The sequence below is a fragment of the Trichococcus sp. ES5 genome (assembly GCF_900067165.1).
Lineage (GTDB): Bacteria > Bacillota > Bacilli > Lactobacillales > Aerococcaceae > Trichococcus > Trichococcus flocculiformis.
Genome location: NZ_FJND01000017.1, coordinates 18,337 through 36,360, shown reverse-complemented (window position 1 = coordinate 36,360; position 18,024 = coordinate 18,337). Strand labels below are relative to the sequence as shown.

Genomic DNA, 18,024 nt, shown 5'->3' with positions numbered 1-18,024 from the left:
TGGAGGGGACTTTTTTGAAAAATGGAAATATAATAAAAGTTTCCGGACCTTTAGTTATGGCGGAAGGAATGGAAGAAGCGAATATCCAAGATATTTGCCGCGTCGGCGAATTAGGATTGATCGGTGAAATCATCGAGATGCGCAATGATGTTGCATCTATTCAAGTTTACGAGGAGACTTCCGGTATTGGTCCAGGAGAACCGGTAATCACGACAGGAGAGGCTTTATCTGTTGAATTGGGACCAGGTATCCTGTCGCAGATGTTTGACGGGATTCAGCGTCCTTTGGATACGTTCCGGGAAATCACCCAAAGTAATTATTTGGTGCGTGGAACGGATATTCCATCACTGAAAAGAGAGAACGTCTGGGAATTCAAAGCTACGAAGAAAGTCGGCGATTATGTCGTAGCAGGGGATATTGTCGGTACCGTGCAAGAAACGAAAGTGATCGAGCACCGAATCATGGTTCCGTATGGCGTCTCCGGTAAGCTGACTGCCATTCAGGACGGCAGTTACACGTTGGATGAAACGGCTTATGTCGTTGAAACCGAAAATGGCCCGAAAGAAATGACTATGCTGCAAAGATGGCCGGTACGACGCGGCCGTCCTTTCAAACAAAAAATGAATCCACACACACCAATGGTTACCGGACAACGGGTCATCGACACCTTTTTCCCGATCACTAAGGGTGGAGCAGCAGCTGTTCCAGGGCCTTTCGGAGCAGGAAAAACCGTTGTACAGCACCAAATCGCAAAATACAGTGATGTGGATATCGTCATTTACGTCGGCTGCGGTGAACGCGGTAATGAGATGACGGACGTATTGAATGAATTTCCGGAATTGATCGATCCGAACACAGGTGAGTCATTGATGGAACGAACAATCCTTATCGCCAACACCTCCAATATGCCAGTTGCGGCGCGTGAAGCATCGATTTATACAGGCATTACGATCGCGGAATATTTCCGTGATATGGGTTACAGTGTAGCGATCATGGCTGATTCGACATCCCGTTGGGCGGAGGCCTTGCGTGAAATGTCAGGCCGTCTGGAAGAGATGCCTGGTGACGAAGGGTATCCAGCCTACTTAGGAAGCCGAGTAGCTGAGTATTATGAACGGGCAGGGCGAGTATTGGCTTTAGGATCGGAAGATCGTGAAGGAAGCATTACGGCCATTGGAGCGGTATCGCCTCCTGGTGGTGACACCTCTGAGCCGGTAACGCAAAATACATTGCGCGTCGTCAAAGTATTCTGGGCGCTCGATGCCACTTTAGCACAAAAAAGACATTTCCCATCCATGAACTGGTTGACTTCCTATTCCCTTTACAATACCGAAGTCGGGGAATACCTGAATAATGCCTTACAGACAAAATGGTCTGAAATGGTTCAGCATGCGATGAACCTTCTGCAGGAAGAGTCGGAATTGGAAGAAATCGTCCGCCTGGTCGGTATCGAATCCTTGTCCGAGAAAGACCGTATGACGATGGCAATCGCGGAATCGTTGCGTGAGGATTACCTCCAGCAGAACGCTTTCGATGATGTGGATACGTATACTTCCCGCGAGAAACAATTGGCGATGCTGGATATGATTCTGAGCTTCGAAACAGAAGCACGTGAAGCAATGCGTTTAGGCGCGTACTTCAATGAAATCATTGAAGGTACAGTTGAATTGCGTGATCGGATTGCTAGAAGTAAATACATCAAGGAAGATAATCTTGCCGAAATGGAAAACATCAAGGCGGATATCAAAAAAAGATTGCATGAAATTGTTGCGGAAGGAGGGATGACGCGCCATGCTTAAGGAATATAAAACAGTAACCGAAGTTGTAGGCCCGTTGATGGTTGTTGAGCAGATCGAGGGAGTCAAATTCGACGAGTTGGTTGAAATACAAATGCAAGACGGCGAAATCCGTCATGGTCAAGTTTTGGAAGTCAGCAAAGATAAAGCGATGGTGCAAATCTTTGAAGGCCCAAGCGGTATCAACATTAAAGACACGAAAGTCCGTTTCCGTGGAAAACCTCTTTCCATAGCTGTTTCTGAGGATATGGTAGGTCGGGTCTTCGATGGAATGGGGAATCCGATTGATGGCGGTCCGGAAATCATTCCGGAAATGAGCCTGGACATCAATGGTCAGGCGATCAACCCCGTTGCGCGTGATTATCCGGATGAGTTCATCCAAACGGGAATTTCGGCCATCGACCATCTGAACACACTCGTAAGAGGTCAGAAACTTCCTGTGTTCTCCGGTTCAGGTTTGCCACATAAAGAATTGGCTGCTCAAATCGCTCGTCAAGCGACGGTGTTGAACAGCGATGAAAAATTTGCGGTTGTATTTGCAGCAATGGGGATCACTTTTGAAGAAAAAGAATATTTCATGGAAGATTTCCGCAAGACAGGAGCGATCGATCGTTCCGTCATGTTCATCAATTTGGCGAACGATCCAGCCATCGAACGGATTGCCACACCTAAAATGGCTCTGACAGTCGCGGAATATCTGGCCTACGAAAAAGACATGCACGTTTTGGTCATCATGACTGACATGACCAACTATTGTGAGGCTTTGCGTGAAATTTCGGCAGCACGTCGTGAAGTGCCGGGTCGCCGTGGTTATCCCGGATACCTGTATACGAACCTTTCCACCTTGTACGAGCGTGCGGGCCGTATCATCGGCAAAAAAGGTTCGGTGACTCAAATCCCGATTCTTTCCATGCCGGAGGATGACATTACGCATCCAATCCCGGATTTGACGGGTTACATTACGGAAGGCCAAATCATTCTTTCACGTGAATTGAACAACTCAGGCATCAAGCCGCCGATCAACGTGTTGCCTTCGCTTTCACGTCTGAAAGACAAAGGTACGGGTGAAGGCAAGACAAGAAAAGACCATGCTCCAACCATGAACCAGTTGTTTGCGGCTTACGCAAAAGGAAAACAAGCTAAAGAATTGGCTGTCATCCTTGGAGAGTCCGCCTTGTCCAAGACGGACAAACTGTATGTGCAGTTCACAAAGCGTTTCGAAGAAGAATACATCAGTCAAGGGTTCTATACGAACCGCACAATTGAAGAGACTTTGGCTTTGGGCTGGGAACTGTTGTCCATCCTGCCGGCAACGGAACTTAAGAGAATCAAGAGCGATATGATCGATGAGTTTATGCCGAAGGGAGAGTGATCGTCCATGGCAAGATTGAATGTAAAGCCCACCCGGATGGAACTGTCCAACTTGAAATCGCGTCTGGTGCTATCCACCCGCGGCCATAAACTGCTGAAGGATAAGCAAGATGAATTGATGCGTCAATTCATCAATCTGATTCGCGAAAACAACATTCTGAGGGATGAAGTCGAAAAAGAATTGACCGCCTCGATGCGTTCTTTCGTGGTAGCGAAGTCGCTTCTGAATGAGGCTTTCATTGAAGAACTGTTCGCTGTACCCGCTACGGCGGTTGAGTTGGACATTCAAGAAAACAACATCATGAGCGTCGTCGTTCCCCAAATGAATTTTTCAATGGTTGATCAAGACGATAAATCCACAGATTTACAGTACGGTTACGTCAACTCGAACGGTGAACTGGATGATGCGATCAAAAAGATTGAAGACATCCTTCCGAAATTACTTAAATTAACGGAAATCGAAAAAACATGCCAACTTCTTGCCGATGAGATCGAAAAAACAAGAAGGCGTGTAAATGCATTGGAATACAAAATGATTCCGCAATTGCAGGAGACGATCCGTTACATCCAAATGAAGCTCGAGGAGAACGAACGGTCGAGTATCGTCCGCATGATGAAAGTCAAAGACATGGGCGTTTCTTGATGCCTCCAGAACAAGACAGGGATACCCTTGTCTTGTTCTTTTTTGACATATAGGAATTTATAAAATTTTCCAGAGTGAAAAGTGCATCACTGTAGGTGTTTCACAATTTTGTAAAATGTTTCATGCATCTAAAATGATGTCCAGCTTCACGGGTTAGCCCTTCGGAAAAAAGAATAAGGAACCTCTTGTCTCTGCGAGCCAAGACATACTGTTCGACTTGTCATGGTTCTTGCCATCTTTGATGGCTTAGAAACATGATACAACTGACCGGTACGGTCACGTTGATTCCTTTGTTTCGGAAGTCTCTCAGCAATTGCGCTCTACGATGCTCATTCAGGGCCAGATTTCCTAAATTTCTTTCAGGGCTGAACGAACCCGTTCAGCTTTTCTTGTCTTTCCGGCGCTTGTGAGAGGCGAGCGCATTCCATCCAAGGGGTGCAGTTGTTGGAAACGGTAACTAATAAAATGTTGGCGGAAGACTCCGGTAAAGGTTTTAACCTTGATGAAATTGTGTTAAACTATGAAATAATAAACAGAACGCCGCATTAGGCTGTACGATGCTATAATAATATAATTGGATGGTGGGCATTAAATGACAGAAAAAGGATTGTTGATTGTCTTATCCGGACCTTCGGGAGTAGGCAAAGGGACTGTGAGACAAGCAATTTTTTCTCGTGGTGAACGGGAGTTCATCTATTCGATTTCCGCTACGACCCGCAAAGCGCGTGAAGGGGAAGTGGATGGCAAAGATTACTTCTTCAAGGAAAGAGAAGAATTCGAGAGAATGATCGCCGATAATGAACTGTTAGAATATACCGAGTATGTGGGGAATTACTATGGTACGCCAATCGACTATGTAAGAAGAACATTGGACACAGGAAAAGATATTTTTCTGGAGATCGAAGTTCAAGGCGCCATGCAAGTGAAGGAACGGATGCCGGAAGGGATATTCATCTTCTTGACGCCTCCTGATATGACGGAATTGGAGTCACGGATCGTAAATCGCGGTACGGATGAATCGCCGATCATCAAACAAAGAATGGAAAAGGCTATTGAAGAGCTCAGTTTGATGCGGTATTATGATTATGCGGTAGAAAACGACACAGTAGAGAACGCGGTCCAGAAAGTGCTTGGCATCATCCAAAGCGAACACTTGAAAGTCTCACGGATTCTGGATACCATCTGTGCGGATGAAAGGGAGTAAAATAATATGATGTTATATCCTTCGATCGATAAATTGTTGGAGCAAGTGGATTCAAAATATTCAATGGTCATTCTTTCCAGCAAAAGAGCGCATGAATTGCATGGTCGCTCAGAACCTTTATTGGATCATTACCAGTCATACAAGAATGTCGGACGTGCGCTGGAAGAAGTAGTTGCCGGCGAGTTGGAAATCGATCCGAATTCCATCATCCCTGAAAGATAACCGAATAGGAATGAAAAAAGACTACTGTTTTTGAACTTCAAAATCAGTAGTTTTATTTTTTTGATGCCGAAAAAAATCCGAGAAGACTTTATCGGTATAATTTAGTAAGATAGTGGTTAGAAAAAGGAATGGGAGGGTTTTACGTGCAAATTGCAAAAGTGATTGTGGATATACCTGCCATGCAGACCAATCGTCCCTTTGATTATGCGATCCCTCCTGCTATGGAACAAAAGTTGGGCAAAGGGATGCGCGTTGAAGTGCCTTTCAACACTCGCGTCATCCAAGGGTTCATAACGGAAATTTCTGATCACACCGATTTTGAAGGGGAACTGAAAGAAATCATCCAACCATTGGATATCGAGCCGGCATTGACCGAAGAGTTGCTGCTGTTGGGCGAGGAAATGGCGGAAACCGTTTATGCCTATCGGATCCATTGTTACCAGACGATGTTGCCGCCTTTGATGAAGGCAAAGTACGAAAAAGAAATTGAGGTTGTCGATGAATTGGACGAGGAGACTTTCTACGGACTTTTTCAAGGGAAAAGCAAAATGAGTTGGGAAGATGCCGTCGACCGCGGCATTTTGCCGCAACTGATCGAATTGAAGCGAGCCGGGAAGATTGAAGTCAATTACATCCTCAAAAACCAGGCGAAGGCAAAAACGGTGCAGGTTTATTATTCCGATCTGGAAATGGGCAGTCTGGAAGATGCATACCACAGCCTGAAAAAATCAGCCAAGCAACAGCAAGCCCTGTTGGCGGCAATCATGTCCATGAACGGAACTCCGCTGACATCGAAAGAATACAAGGAACAATTCGATATCGGGCCAAGCACGATCCGGACAGGAGTGGAAAAGGGGTGGCTTAAATCAGCGGACCGGGAAATTCTCCGGGATCCCTTTAAGGATAGACAGTTCAAGCAAACGGGAGCGTTGCCCCTATCCGATGAACAAACGGCAGCTTTCCGGATGATGGCTGCCAGCATCAGAGAAGAACGGCACGAAGTTTTTTTGTTGCAAGGCGTTACGGGAAGCGGTAAGACCGAAGTCTATCTTCAACTGATTGCTGAAGTGATCAACCAAGGCAAGACGGCCCTGATGCTTGTGCCCGAAATTGCTTTGACTCCGCAGATGGTCAACCATTTCAAGAGCCGCTTCGGAAACCGCGTGGCCGTGATGCACAGTGCGTTGTCATCGGGAGAGAAGTACGATGAGTGGCGCAAAATTCACCGCGGTGATGCCGATGTCGTTGTCGGCGCGCGTTCTTCCATTTTCGCCCCGGTTCAGAATCTTGGCATCATCATTATGGATGAGGAACACGAGAGCACCTACAAACAGGACGAAAACCCGAAGTACCATGCCCGGAATGTAGCGATTTGGCGTGGGCAGCATAACCGTTGTCCGGTTGTTCTGGGTAGTGCGACGCCTTCATTAGAGTCGCGGGCCAGGGCACAAAAAAAGGTATACACCTTGGTCGAATTGAGAGGGCGTTTCAACCAACGCGCATTGCCTCAAGTCGAAATTGTCGATATGCGTGATGAGTTCAAAGCGAACAACCGCAGCAGCTTTTCCATGCTGCTGCAGGAAAAGATTACGGATCGGCTACAGAAAAAACAGCAGATTGTGCTGATGCTGAACAAAAGAGGTTATTCCTCTTTCATCATGTGCCGGGATTGCGGCTTTGTCCTTGAGTGCCCGAATTGTGACATCAGTCTGACTTTGCATATGGACAGCAAAACGATGAAATGCCATTACTGCGGCCACGAAGAAGCAATCCCCAACACCTGTCCGAAATGCAAAGGCCACAATTTTCGTTATTACGGAACAGGAACCCAGAAAATCGAGGAAGAACTGCAGACGCTCTTTCCGGAGGCGCGCATTTTGCGCATGGATGTGGACACCACCCGCAAGAAAGGCGGCCATGAGGCTATCCTCTCGGCTTTCGGGAGAGGCGAGGCCGACATCCTGCTGGGTACGCAGATGATTGCGAAAGGATTGGACTTTCCGAACATCACGTTGGTTGGTGTCATCAACGCGGATACTTCATTAGGATTACCTGATTTCCGGTCTTCGGAAAGGACGTTCCAACTGTTGACTCAGGTCAGCGGTCGTGCGGGCCGCGCCGAATTGTCCGGGGAAGTAATCGTACAGTCGTTTAATCCGGATCATTACGCCATTCTGTTTGCCCAACAGCACAACTACGAAGGCTTTTACCGTACTGAGATGTCGCTTCGTCATAAAGCAGGGTATCCACCGTATTTTTATACGGCGCTCATAACTGTCAGCAACCCCGACGAAAAGAAAGCGCAGAAGAAAATTTATGAAATCCATGAGATCCTTCAAAAAAAACTTGAGCCTGACACGATCATGCTTGGGCCATCAAAGAGATCGATCGCGCGAGTGAACAATCGGTATTATTTTCAGATATTAGTGAAATATAAACAGGAAACTAAACTACATCCGGCATTGAAACAGATTTTGGATGAGTCACAAAAAGAAAATGCACGCGGTCTCTATATTTCGATCGATTCAGAGCCGGTCAATTTCTTCTAGGAGGTATACAAATGGAAAAAATCATTTTTATGGGCACCCCGGAATTTTCAGTGCCCATTTTAGAGGCCTTATTGCAGCATGAGTATGATGTGATCGCAGTTGTCACACAACCGGACCGCCCGGTAGGCAGAAAGAAAATATTGACACCGTCTCCGGTGAAGGAAGCCGCGCTGAAGCATGGCCTTCCGGTTTATCAGCCAGAAAAAATTTCTGGCTCGCCAGAAATGGAAGAGCTGATTGCCTTGAATCCTGACCTGATTGTGACGGCGGCTTATGGGCAGTTTCTCCCGGTCAAACTGCTGAACGCTCCGCGTTTCCGCTCCATCAATGTGCATGCTTCTTTATTGCCGAAATATCGCGGCGGCGCACCGGTCCATTACGCCATCATCAACGGGGAAATAGAGACCGGAGTCTCCATCATGTACATGGAGAAGAAAATGGATGCAGGGGCTGTGTTGGCGCAGAGAGCCATCCCCATCACCGAGCAGGATGATGTCGGGACGATGTTTTTGAAGTTGAGCGAACTCGGCAAGAATCTTTTGATCGAAACGTTACCTGATTTTTTCCAAGGCAATCTCGTGCCGCAAGAGCAGGATGAATCCGCAGCCACTTTTTCGCCGAACATCAAGCGCGAAGAGGAACGCATCGATTGGTCCAAAACGGCTGCACAAGTGGCCTTCCAAGTCCGTGGCATGCGTCCGTGGCCAGTGGCGCATACGCTTTTGGATGGGCAAAGGATCAAAGTATGGGCTGGACAAGCTGTCGAAAATAGTACGACCCATGACTCGGGAACAGTATTCGCAACAGACAAGGAAGCTCTCTATGTGGCATGTGGGGAAGGCACCGTCTTCAAAATGACGGAACTCCAACCTGCCGGGAAAAAACGCATGTCAGCGGCAGACTACCTGCGGGGCAGCGCCTGCGAAATTCATGAAGGCACAAGGTTTGAAACGGATGGACAATAAACTGAAAAATAAAATCAAACACACAGTCCGTTACCTGGCTGTCGATATATTGGAGAGCGTGGAGAATGAGGGTGCGTATTCCAATCTTCTGCTGAATAAAGTCATTCTATCCGAAAAGTTGTCGCCTAAGGATGCCGGCCTGTTGACCGAGATTGTCTACGGCGTCATCCAGCGGAAAATGACCTTGGATTATGGTCTTTCGTCATACATCAAAGATCCCAAAAAACAGCTTTCTTGGCTCAACAACTTACTGCGTGTCTCCGCCTATCAAATGGTCTATTTGACGAAGATTCCGGATCACGCTGTCCTTTTCGATGCCGTAGAAATAGCGAAAGTTAAGGGCCATGCCGGCATCGCCAGTTATGTGAACGGCGTGCTGCGGAATGTGCAACGCAATGGGCTTCGCGACTGGAAAACAATCAGCAACGCCAAGAAGCGCATCAGCGTAGGGGCCAGCATGCCGAAATGGCTCGTCGCTTATTTCATCGAAAGGATCGGTATCGAGGAAACCGAAAAGATGGCGTTCTCCTTATTGGAGGATCCGTTTGTCTCACTCAGGTTGCAGTCAAATGAAATCTCACGGGAAGAGGCTATAGGACTGCTCAAAGCGGAAGGTTATGATGTGGTCGCGAGTCCTGTTTCTCCTGTGGGCATCCGGATCCACGGTGGGAAAATCGTTGACTCCCCGCTATTCAAAGACGGCATGCTTACGATTCAGGATGAATCTAGCCAATTGGTCGCACCGGTCGGGGAACTGGAAAAGGATTTTCTGGTTTTGGACAGCTGTGCCGCACCGGGTGGAAAAACGACGCACATGGCCAGTTACCTCTCGGCTTCGGAAAACGGCAAAGTCATCGCTTTGGATATGTATGAGCATAAGATAAGCTTGATCAACCAAAATGCCGAGCGTCTGCATGTGTCCGATCGCATCGAAACCCATGTTCTGGATGCGAAGGAAGCAGTTCACGCATTCGCACCGGAATCCTTTGATGTCATTTATGTTGATGCACCTTGTTCGGGGCTGGGATTGATGCGCCGGAAGCCGGAAATCAAATATGTGAAAAATGCACAGGACTTTTTGGATTTGCATCAAGAACAAATTCTGATTCTGAACTCGGTCAGTTCGTTGTTGAAAAAAGGTGGACGTTTAGTATACAGTACATGTACACTGACTACAGAAGAAAATCAAATGTCTGTACGGACATTCCTTGAAAATCATGCTGAATTTGCAATTGTCCCGATACGCTCCGAATATTTGGATAAAAAATCTTTCACTGCTGAAGGATTCGTGCAAATTTATCCGCATGATTATGGAACTGATGGATTTTTCATCAGCTGTATGGTAAAAAGGTAAATGATAAGAAAGAATTGAGGGGAAAGAATGCAGATAGCCTTCAAAAGTGATAGAGGCCTAAATAGAGCAATCAATCAAGACTATGTTAGTTATTTCATGAATGAAGCCGGACAACCGCTCATGATCGTATGTGATGGTATGGGTGGCCATAAAGCTGGTGACGTCGCCAGTGAAATGGGGGTATCCCATCTGGGAGCAGCCTGGAAAGGGTCCCGTTTCACGAACAGCGAAGAATTGTCCCGTTGGTTGATCGCCAACATTCAGCGGGTAAATGATCTTGTTTTTCAAAAATCATTGGATTACAGCGATCTGGACGGGATGGGAACGACTTTGGTAGCCGCAGCCATCGTAGGCAAGGAAATCGTTTTTGCTAATATCGGGGATAGCCGGGCTTATGTCTACAGAAATTATAAACTCCGCCAAATTACAGAAGACCATTCTTTGGTGAATGAGTTCATCAAGTCAGGTGAAATAACCCCGGAAGAAGCGCAGCATCATCCAAGAAAGAACATTTTGACGCGATCGTTGGGTGTTTCCAGAAAACTGGATATCGATATCATCGCCATGCCGCTTGTGCAGGGGGACCTGTTATTGCTATGTTCCGATGGACTGACCAACATGATGGATGATGAAGAGATCGCCCAAATGCTGAAGGAATGGCTTCCTCTTGAAGAAAAAGTCCTTTCCTTGGTCGATAAAGCGAATGCTGCTGGCGGCCTGGACAACATCACAGTGCTTTTGGCTGATTTTACGGATAGAGAGGGGGAACCGTTGTGGAGGCAGGAAAGAAATTAGGCGGCCGCTACAAAATTGTCAGGCATATCGGAAGCGGTGGGATGGCGAACGTTTATCTGGGACACGATCTGATTCTGGATCGGCCAGTAGCCATCAAAGTGTTGCGATTTGACTTCCGTAACAACACGGACGCTCTACGTCGTTTCCAGCGTGAAGCTCTCTCGGCCACGCAATTGATTCATCCGAATATTGTAGGTGTATATGACGTAGATGAAGAAGATGAATTGCAGTACATCGTGATGGAATTTATCGATGGCACGGATCTGAAAAAATACATCGACATCCAAGGACGTGTTTTGCCGGAAAAAGCGATCCATATCATGCACCAAGTTTTGTCGGCTGTGGCGTTGGCACATAAAAATCGGATTATTCACAGGGACATCAAGCCACAAAATATTCTGATCGATAATCAGGATCGCATCAAAATTACTGATTTTGGTATTGCGGTCGCGTTGTCGGAAACATCAATCACTCAGACGAATACGCTGTTGGGATCCGTTCATTACTTGTCCCCGGAGCAGGCCAGAGGCAGTATGGCCACTTCCAAATCGGACATATACGCTTTGGGCGTGGTGTTGTATGAATTGCTCAGCGGATCAGTCCCTTTCGATGGAGAGTCGGCTGTCAGTGTCGCTCTGAAGCATTTTCAAGAACCGATGCCATCCATCAGGGAAAGTCATCCGGAAATACCGCAGAGCCTTGAAAATGTTATCCTGAAGGCCACAGCCAAAGAACCGCTCGATCGTTACGCAACTTGTGAAGAAATGATGGCGGACCTTGATACCTGTTTGAGCGAGGAGCGTAGAAATGAATCACCTTTTATGCCGGTATCGCTGTTGCAGGAAACCAAAGTGCTTACGCCTTTATCTGCTGAAGTAGTGGCTAAAGCGGATATCGGAAAAACGATCATTTCGCCACCACAGAGCGTTAAAACTGAAGCAATCCACGAATTCGAGCCAGGGCGAGAAGCAGCTGGAGGCAAGAAAAAACGAAAGAAGTGGCTATTTTTTCTTTTTACGGTGTTCCTCTTGAGCCTGATCGGCAGTTTTTTCCTTTTCTTTTACAATAACCAGGAAGCAGATGCCGTGACTGTGCCGGATGTGTCAAACATGGACCAAGCTAGTGCGCGCCTTGCTTTGGAAGATGTCGGGTTGGTATTAGGAAATATAACGGAAGAATACAATGAAGAAATAGAAGAAGATGCTGTCATTGAAACATCACCAAAAATCGGTTCATCCGTTGCAGCCGGTGATGAGATCGATCTTATCATCAGTCTGGGCGAGGAATTGTTCACTCTTCTCGATTATGAAGGCCAAGAATATGAACGTGTATTCGAAGACTTGCGTAAAGAAGGCTTCACGATCGAAAGGACTCATGAATTCAGCAGCGAAGTAGCAGAAGGCAATATCATCAGCCAAAACATTGAGCCTGGCACGGAGGTAAAACCCGGTGAAACTACGCTGTCATTTCTGGTGAGTGATGGAAATGAATCCTATACGATGCGCGATTTATCGGGATACACGAGAAAAAGCGTCGAGGATTATGCAGGGCAATACGGGCTTTCGTTGACGATCACGGAAGCTTATTCAGACACGATTGCAGCAGGTCTGGTTGTAAGTCAAAGTCTTGCCGGCGGATCTGCCTTTGTATCCGGTGATGCCTTGAGTGTGGTGATTTCAAGAGGCCCTGAAGAACCACAAGTGGTTTCCTTCAGCCGTACCATCACAATTCCCTACCTTCCGGCAACCGTATCGGAATCCGCTTCTGAGAGCAACAATGGTCAAGGTAGTGAAAATGCCAACAGCAATGCGAATGTCAGCAGTACTTCCAACGAGCCGAACCATATAGTCATTTATGTGCAGGACGAAGATCATACACTCAGTGATGTATTCCGTGAGTTCGATATTTCAGCAGATGAAGTTGTGACAATAAACTTCCGCATTCTGGAAGGCAGCTCTGCTTCCTACCGGATCGAAAGGGATGGCGAAGTCATCAGCGAAGCTTCTGAATTGGCGCAATAGAATTGTATAGGCTACAAAAAATGACAAACATCAAAATGGTTTGTCATTTTTTTGTAGAACAGTGTAGAATAGAGAGAAAGAATCAAACTAGGAGGCGTTGTCGATTTGCAAAAAGGACAAGTCAGGAAAGCAATAAGCGGATTTTATTATGTGTATGTGGATGGTCAAACGTATCAGACGAGAGGGAGAGGAAACTTCCGCGTAAAAAACATGGCTCCGCTTATTGGGGATTTTGTCGATTTCGAAAGTGACAACTTAACGGAGGGCGTTCTGTTGGATATCTACCCCAGGAAAAATGAATTGGTTCGTCCGACGGTGGCGAATGTCGATTGCGGTGTCATTGTGATGTCGGCGATCGAACCCGATTTTTCTTCCTATTTGGTGGATCGTTTCTTGGTTTACCTGGAAGCAAATAACATCAGTCCCATCATCTACGTTACAAAAATAGATCTGTTGGACGACAAGGCTAAAGCTGACATGCTTCAGTATAAAACCTATTATGAAGCAATCGGCTATACGATGATTCTATCGGATTATCCGGATACATCTTCTTTGGATGAACTGGTCCAGACCATGGGTAAAGGGATGGCTGTTTTTATGGGCCAATCAGGCGCCGGGAAATCAACTTTGTTGAACCAACTGATGCCCGAATTGGATTTGTTGACAGGTGAAATCTCGACCGCTTTGGGCAGGGGCCGCCATACGACGCGGCATGTCGAGTTGCATCCGGTTGGGGAAGCGCTGATTGCCGATACCCCTGGTTTCAGTACAATCGACTTGATCGACATTGAAGCGGTCGATCTGCCTTCTTTTTTCCCGGACTTTGAAGCGCTGCGCGATCAATGCCGATTCGCCGGCTGCATGCACATCAACGAGCCGAATTGCCGGGTGAAAGAGGCTGTTGCATCCGGAGAAGTGGCTCCGTACAGATACGAACACTATCTGCAGTTCCATGAGGAAATTGTAGGCCGCAAACCGATGTACATAAAAAAAAATAAGAGATAAGGTGCGTGTGAACATGAAAATTGCTCCATCCATATTAAGTGCTGATTTTGCGAATTTAGAAAGAGATGTCAAGTTAGTCGAACAAGCGGGTGCCGATTACATTCATATTGATGCAATGGACGGTCAATTTGTCGCCAACTTAACTTTGGGTCCAAATATTGTACAGGCAATCCGACCGCATACAAAATTACCGTTGGATTGTCATTTGATGGTGAGTACACCTGAAAAATTGATACCGGCTTTCGCCAGAGCCGGTGCCGATATCATAACGATCCACGTGGAAGCTACTGACCATATCCATGGCGCAATCCAGATGATCAAAAATGAAAATATAGCAGCTGGTGTCGTCATCAATCCGGGAACAAGCGTAGAAGTCATAAAACCCGTTTTGGGCGATGTTGATATGGTGCTCGTCATGACCGTCAACCCGGGCTTCGGTGGCCAAAGCTTCATCGAAAGCACCTTGGGTAAAATTGAAGAGTTAGCTACCTTGCGCGAAAAACATGGCTATCATTACGAAATCGAAGTCGACGGCGGGATTACCCACGAGACGATCGTCAAATGCATCAAAGCAGGGGCTGATGTATTCGTAGCGGGTTCTTACATCTATGACGATGAAAATCCATCCGCTGCCATCAGTAGACTGAAGGATGCCTGCCACAATGCAGTCTGAGAAAGTTGTGATCGTGGTCGGTGGTGACCTGACGGATGTCGCAGCTTTGGTCCGCCGTTATGCGACAAGTCATCGGATGGTGGGCGCAGACCGCGGAGCTTTGAAGCTTGCCGAACTGCTCCCGCATTTTGATGCGGCAATCGGTGATTTTGATTCTGTCACCCCTTCAGAAATGGAAGACATCAAAAAGAAAAGTCTTGTCTGCCGTGAACTCCCGGCACAAAAAGATGAGACGGATACTGAGGCGGCTATTGCTTATGCGATTGAAATGTTCAATCCGGAGGAAATCATTCTTTTGGGAGCTTTCGGAGGGCGTCTGGACCACCTGATGAGTAATTTGTGGTTGGCATTCCATCCACTTGTGAAACAGATGACGGGTAAGGTCAGTTTAATGGACCGCCATAATACGCTGCGATTTTATCTGCCGGGTAATTATGTGCTAAAGAAAGAAGAGGGGAAAAAATACTTGTCGTTCATCGGCATGACTCCGATCAAAGAACTGAAGCTGACTGGAGTTGCCTATCCGTTGAACGGAAAAGATTACGAGTACCCGATAGCTTTGGTCAGTAATGAATTCAAGGACACAGAGATGACGTTTTCTTTTGGATCTGGCCTATTGGCGGTCATCCAAAGCTCTGATAAGCGCGAATAAGGAAAGTGGCCACAACAATTGCGGCCACTTTCCTTAATTTTAGGATGGGAAATAAAAAAAGATGAGCTGGAATCATGACATGGTCCCGGGCTCATCTATATTTTTATACTCTTTCAACTTTACCAGATTTCAAAGCTCGAGCAGAAACCCAAACTTTTTTAGGTTTTCCATCGACTAAGATACGAACTTTTTGTAAGTTTGGTTTGAAAGTACGTTTTGTGTAGTTCATAGCGTGGGAACGGTTATTACCTGAACGGCTTTTACGTCCTGTTACGAAACATTCTTTTGACATTTTCTTTCCTCCTTTGCTGTTACAGAAGCAAAGCTTCTTTCCAATTCATACACTTGATTAATTTATCATAATTTAAAAGTGAATGCAACTGTTTTAAAGGAAAAATACTTGACAGCTGTTTTTTTAATGATGTCATCACCAAATGTCTGTACTATGTTGTCATTGAAAAGGCACTAGTGCTGGATAAGAAAACTGGAAAACAGTGGGAAATCAATAAGAATTGCCGCAAATCGACCGTAAATGAGAAATTTAATCGCAAAAAGTTATTTCTTTTGTATAAAATATGCTATCATAATTTATAATTACGATTGTGTGCATACATTAAGGAGGCTATTATAAATGGCAGTTAAAATCCAAACACAATATGGAATGGTTGACTTATCGAACGACGTGATCGCTACGGTAGTGGGCGGAGCCGCGACAGATAATTATGGAGTTGTCGGCATGGCGAGTAAAAATCAAATCAGAGATAATATCAGTGAAATATTGAAAAAAGAGAACTACTCACGCGGTGTCGTTATTCGTCAAGAAGATAATGGAGTTGCTGTTGATGTTTATATCATTGTACTCTACGGCACTAAAATTTCAGAAATTTGCCGGAATGTGCAAACGCAGGTCAAGTACAACCTTGAAATGATGTTGGGATTTTCCGCAAATACAGTGAATGTGTTCGTCCAAGGCGTAAGAGTTTTAAAGGACTAAAGATTACAGATCACCATTTGTTATATGGTGAAGGAGGATTATAAGGTGAAGAGAACTGAATTAACAGCGGAAGACTTTAAGGCGATGGTCGCAATCGGCGCCGAACGCCTTAGCGAGAATGCAGAATATGTGAATTCTTTGAATGTGTTCCCTGTTCCGGACGGAGACACAGGCACAAACATGAATCTATCATTCACATCTGGAGCTGAACGCGTAAGGCTGTCGAATGCTGCGACAATTGATCAATTAGGAGCGGACTTGGCTAAAGGTTTATTGATGGGGGCGAGGGGGAACTCAGGCGTCATTTTATCTCAGCTATTCCGAGGATTTTCAAAAGCGATCGAAGGCAAAAAAACTTTGAGTACAATTGATTTTGCGGAGGCCTTTTCCCACGGCGTCGAGACAGCTTATAAAGCGGTCATGAAACCTGTGGAAGGCACCATTTTGACGGTTGCGCGCGAATCCGCAAAAGCCGGTATGAAAAAAGCAGAACATACGGATGACATCATCGAATTGATGGGTACAGTCCTCAAGGTGGCGCAGATTGCGTTGGATAAGACACCCGATCTGTTGCCTATACTGAAAGAAGTAGGCGTGGTCGACAGTGGCGGACAAGGGCTGGTGTACATTTACGAAGGATTTATGGAATCGTTGACCGGAGAAAAAGTGAAGTCAGCTGAAAAGGTTGTCTCACAAGCGGATGTCACCGAAATCGCTCACCAAGAAAATTATCATAACGTTTCGCACGCAATTGCGTCAGAAGATATTCAATTCGGTTATTGTACAGAAATCATGGTCAAATTAGGCGAAGGTGAAACCGTTACGGACACTTTTGATTATGACACATTCCGTAATCATCTGAACGAACTTGGAGATTCCTTATTGGTCGTAGCAGACGAAGAAATCGTGAAGGTCCATGTACATACCGAATACCCTGGGGAAGTCATGAACTACGGCCAAAAATTCGGCTCACTGATGAAAATAAAAGTGGACAATATGCGCATGCAACATGATGCAGTCCTTGAAAAAGCCGATACGCCTGCCAAAAAACTTGAAAAAATTCCTTATGGCGTGATAGCTGTTGCTGCCGGCGAAGGTGTGCATGCCCTGTTCAAGAGCATGGGTGTCACCACAATCATCAATGGCGGACAAACGATGAACCCAAGCACGGAAGATATCCTCAAGGCGATCGAAAGTACAAATGCCGAAAAAACAATCATTTTGCCGAACAATAAAAATATTTTCATGGCTGCAGATCAGGCTGCCGAAGTTTCTGATGCGGATGTTGTAGTAGTGGCTTCAAAAACGATCTCGCAAGGTCTGTCAGCTATGCTTGCCTTCAATGAATCAGAAGGCTTGGAAACCAATAAAGCCAACATGACTGCCGAACTGGAAAATGTTGTCAGCGGGCAGATCACGAATGCCGTGCGCGACACAGTCATAGATGGATTGGCCATCACCAAGGACGACTTCATGGGAATCGTCGACGGGAAAATCCTGACGGCCGACAAGGACAGAAAAGCCGCAACGATAGCAACCCTGAAAAAAATGATCACGGATGACAGCGAAATCGTGACCATCATTTTCGGGGCAGACAGCGATGAGAACGAAAGCAAAGAGATTGCAGCGGTCATCGAAGCGGAATATGACTTCTTGGAAGTCGAAGTGCAAGAAGGAAATCAACCGGTATACAGTTATCTTCTTTCTGTAGAATAATCTGAAAAAGCTGAACGAGTTTCTCTGTTCGGCTTTTCTTTTTCAAAAAACGGTTGATCTGAGA

The 18,024-nt window shown here is 46.1% G+C and carries 16 protein-coding genes; 15 read left to right on the top strand and 1 reads right to left on the bottom strand.

All coding sequences use genetic code 11. The features are described from left to right. The first annotated feature begins 14 nt into the window (after nucleotides 1-14). The 13 genes from TES5_RS11640 to TES5_RS11580 all read left to right on the top strand — a co-directional run bounded on the left by TES5_RS11640 (nucleotide 15) and on the right by TES5_RS11580 (nucleotide 15,250). On the top strand, nucleotides 15-1,799 hold the full coding sequence (locus TES5_RS11640) for a V-type ATP synthase subunit A (protein WP_068562167.1): 1,785 nt from the start codon (nucleotides 15-17) through the stop codon (nucleotides 1,797-1,799). Continuing rightward, nucleotides 1,792-3,168, top strand: a complete 1,377-nt coding sequence (locus tag TES5_RS11635) for a V-type ATP synthase subunit B (RefSeq protein ID WP_068562166.1) — start codon at nucleotides 1,792-1,794, stop codon at nucleotides 3,166-3,168. Before TES5_RS11640 ends, TES5_RS11635 begins: the two co-directional genes overlap by 8 nt. 6 nt (nucleotides 3,169-3,174) lie before the next feature. Continuing rightward, on the top strand, nucleotides 3,175-3,810 hold the full coding sequence (locus TES5_RS11630) for a V-type ATP synthase subunit D (protein ID WP_068562165.1): 636 nt from the start codon (nucleotides 3,175-3,177) through the stop codon (nucleotides 3,808-3,810). Between the two features lie 592 nt (nucleotides 3,811-4,402). Beyond that, entirely contained in the window at nucleotides 4,403-5,014 is a 612-nt protein-coding gene (gene gmk, locus TES5_RS11625; RefSeq protein WP_068562164.1) for a guanylate kinase, read from the top strand. Between the two features lie 6 nt (nucleotides 5,015-5,020). Beyond that, nucleotides 5,021-5,236: a DNA-directed RNA polymerase subunit omega gene (rpoZ, locus tag TES5_RS11620; RefSeq protein ID WP_068562163.1), complete on the top strand. Its 216-nt coding sequence runs from the start codon at nucleotides 5,021-5,023 to the stop codon at nucleotides 5,234-5,236. 143 nt (nucleotides 5,237-5,379) lie between these two features. After that, a complete protein-coding gene (gene priA, locus TES5_RS11615; protein ID WP_255356061.1) occupies nucleotides 5,380-7,785 on the top strand; it encodes a primosomal protein N' in 2,406 nt (801 codons plus the stop codon). An 11-nt stretch (nucleotides 7,786-7,796) separates the two neighbouring features. After that, the gene (fmt, locus tag TES5_RS11610; protein WP_068562161.1) at nucleotides 7,797-8,750 is read left to right on the top strand and encodes a methionyl-tRNA formyltransferase; all 954 of its coding nucleotides are present in this window, start codon (nucleotides 7,797-7,799) and stop codon (nucleotides 8,748-8,750) included. Beyond that, a complete protein-coding gene (rsmB, locus tag TES5_RS11605) occupies nucleotides 8,740-10,104 on the top strand; it encodes a 16S rRNA (cytosine(967)-C(5))-methyltransferase RsmB (protein WP_068562193.1) in 1,365 nt (454 codons plus the stop codon). Before fmt ends, rsmB begins: the two co-directional genes overlap by 11 nt. Nucleotides 10,105-10,131: 27 nt before the next feature. Further along, complete coding sequence (locus TES5_RS11600; protein ID WP_068562160.1) at nucleotides 10,132-10,899, top strand: Stp1/IreP family PP2C-type Ser/Thr phosphatase; 768 nt, start codon at nucleotides 10,132-10,134, stop codon at nucleotides 10,897-10,899. Beyond that, the gene (pknB, locus tag TES5_RS11595) at nucleotides 10,878-12,920 is read left to right on the top strand and encodes a Stk1 family PASTA domain-containing Ser/Thr kinase (protein ID WP_068562159.1); all 2,043 of its coding nucleotides are present in this window, start codon (nucleotides 10,878-10,880) and stop codon (nucleotides 12,918-12,920) included. The genes TES5_RS11600 and pknB overlap by 22 nt, the downstream gene beginning before the upstream one ends. A gap of 105 nt (nucleotides 12,921-13,025) precedes the next feature. Next, entirely contained in the window at nucleotides 13,026-13,925 is a 900-nt protein-coding gene (gene rsgA, locus TES5_RS11590; protein WP_068562158.1) for a ribosome small subunit-dependent GTPase A, read from the top strand. 13 nt (nucleotides 13,926-13,938) lie between these two features. Next, entirely contained in the window at nucleotides 13,939-14,598 is a 660-nt protein-coding gene (rpe, locus tag TES5_RS11585; RefSeq protein WP_068562157.1) for a ribulose-phosphate 3-epimerase, read from the top strand. Then, the gene (locus TES5_RS11580; RefSeq protein ID WP_068562156.1) at nucleotides 14,588-15,250 is read left to right on the top strand and encodes a thiamine diphosphokinase; all 663 of its coding nucleotides are present in this window, start codon (nucleotides 14,588-14,590) and stop codon (nucleotides 15,248-15,250) included. The genes rpe and TES5_RS11580 overlap by 11 nt, the downstream gene beginning before the upstream one ends. A 103-nt stretch (nucleotides 15,251-15,353) precedes the next feature. Here TES5_RS11580 and rpmB read toward each other — a convergent pair whose 3' ends face one another. Then, nucleotides 15,354-15,542 (bottom strand): 50S ribosomal protein L28, encoded by a 189-nt coding sequence (gene rpmB / locus TES5_RS11575; RefSeq protein WP_068562155.1) that lies wholly within the window; start codon nucleotides 15,540-15,542, stop codon nucleotides 15,354-15,356. A 339-nt stretch (nucleotides 15,543-15,881) separates the two neighbouring features. On the opposite strand from rpmB, the gene TES5_RS11570 reads away from it, so the two are divergent. Both TES5_RS11570 and TES5_RS11565 read left to right on the top strand, forming a co-directional pair. Next, the gene (locus tag TES5_RS11570) at nucleotides 15,882-16,244 is read left to right on the top strand and encodes an Asp23/Gls24 family envelope stress response protein (protein ID WP_068562154.1); all 363 of its coding nucleotides are present in this window, start codon (nucleotides 15,882-15,884) and stop codon (nucleotides 16,242-16,244) included. A gap of 45 nt (nucleotides 16,245-16,289) precedes the next feature. Then, nucleotides 16,290-17,960, top strand: a complete 1,671-nt coding sequence (locus TES5_RS11565) for a DAK2 domain-containing protein (protein ID WP_068562153.1) — start codon at nucleotides 16,290-16,292, stop codon at nucleotides 17,958-17,960. The last annotated feature ends 64 nt before the right edge of the window (nucleotides 17,961-18,024 follow it).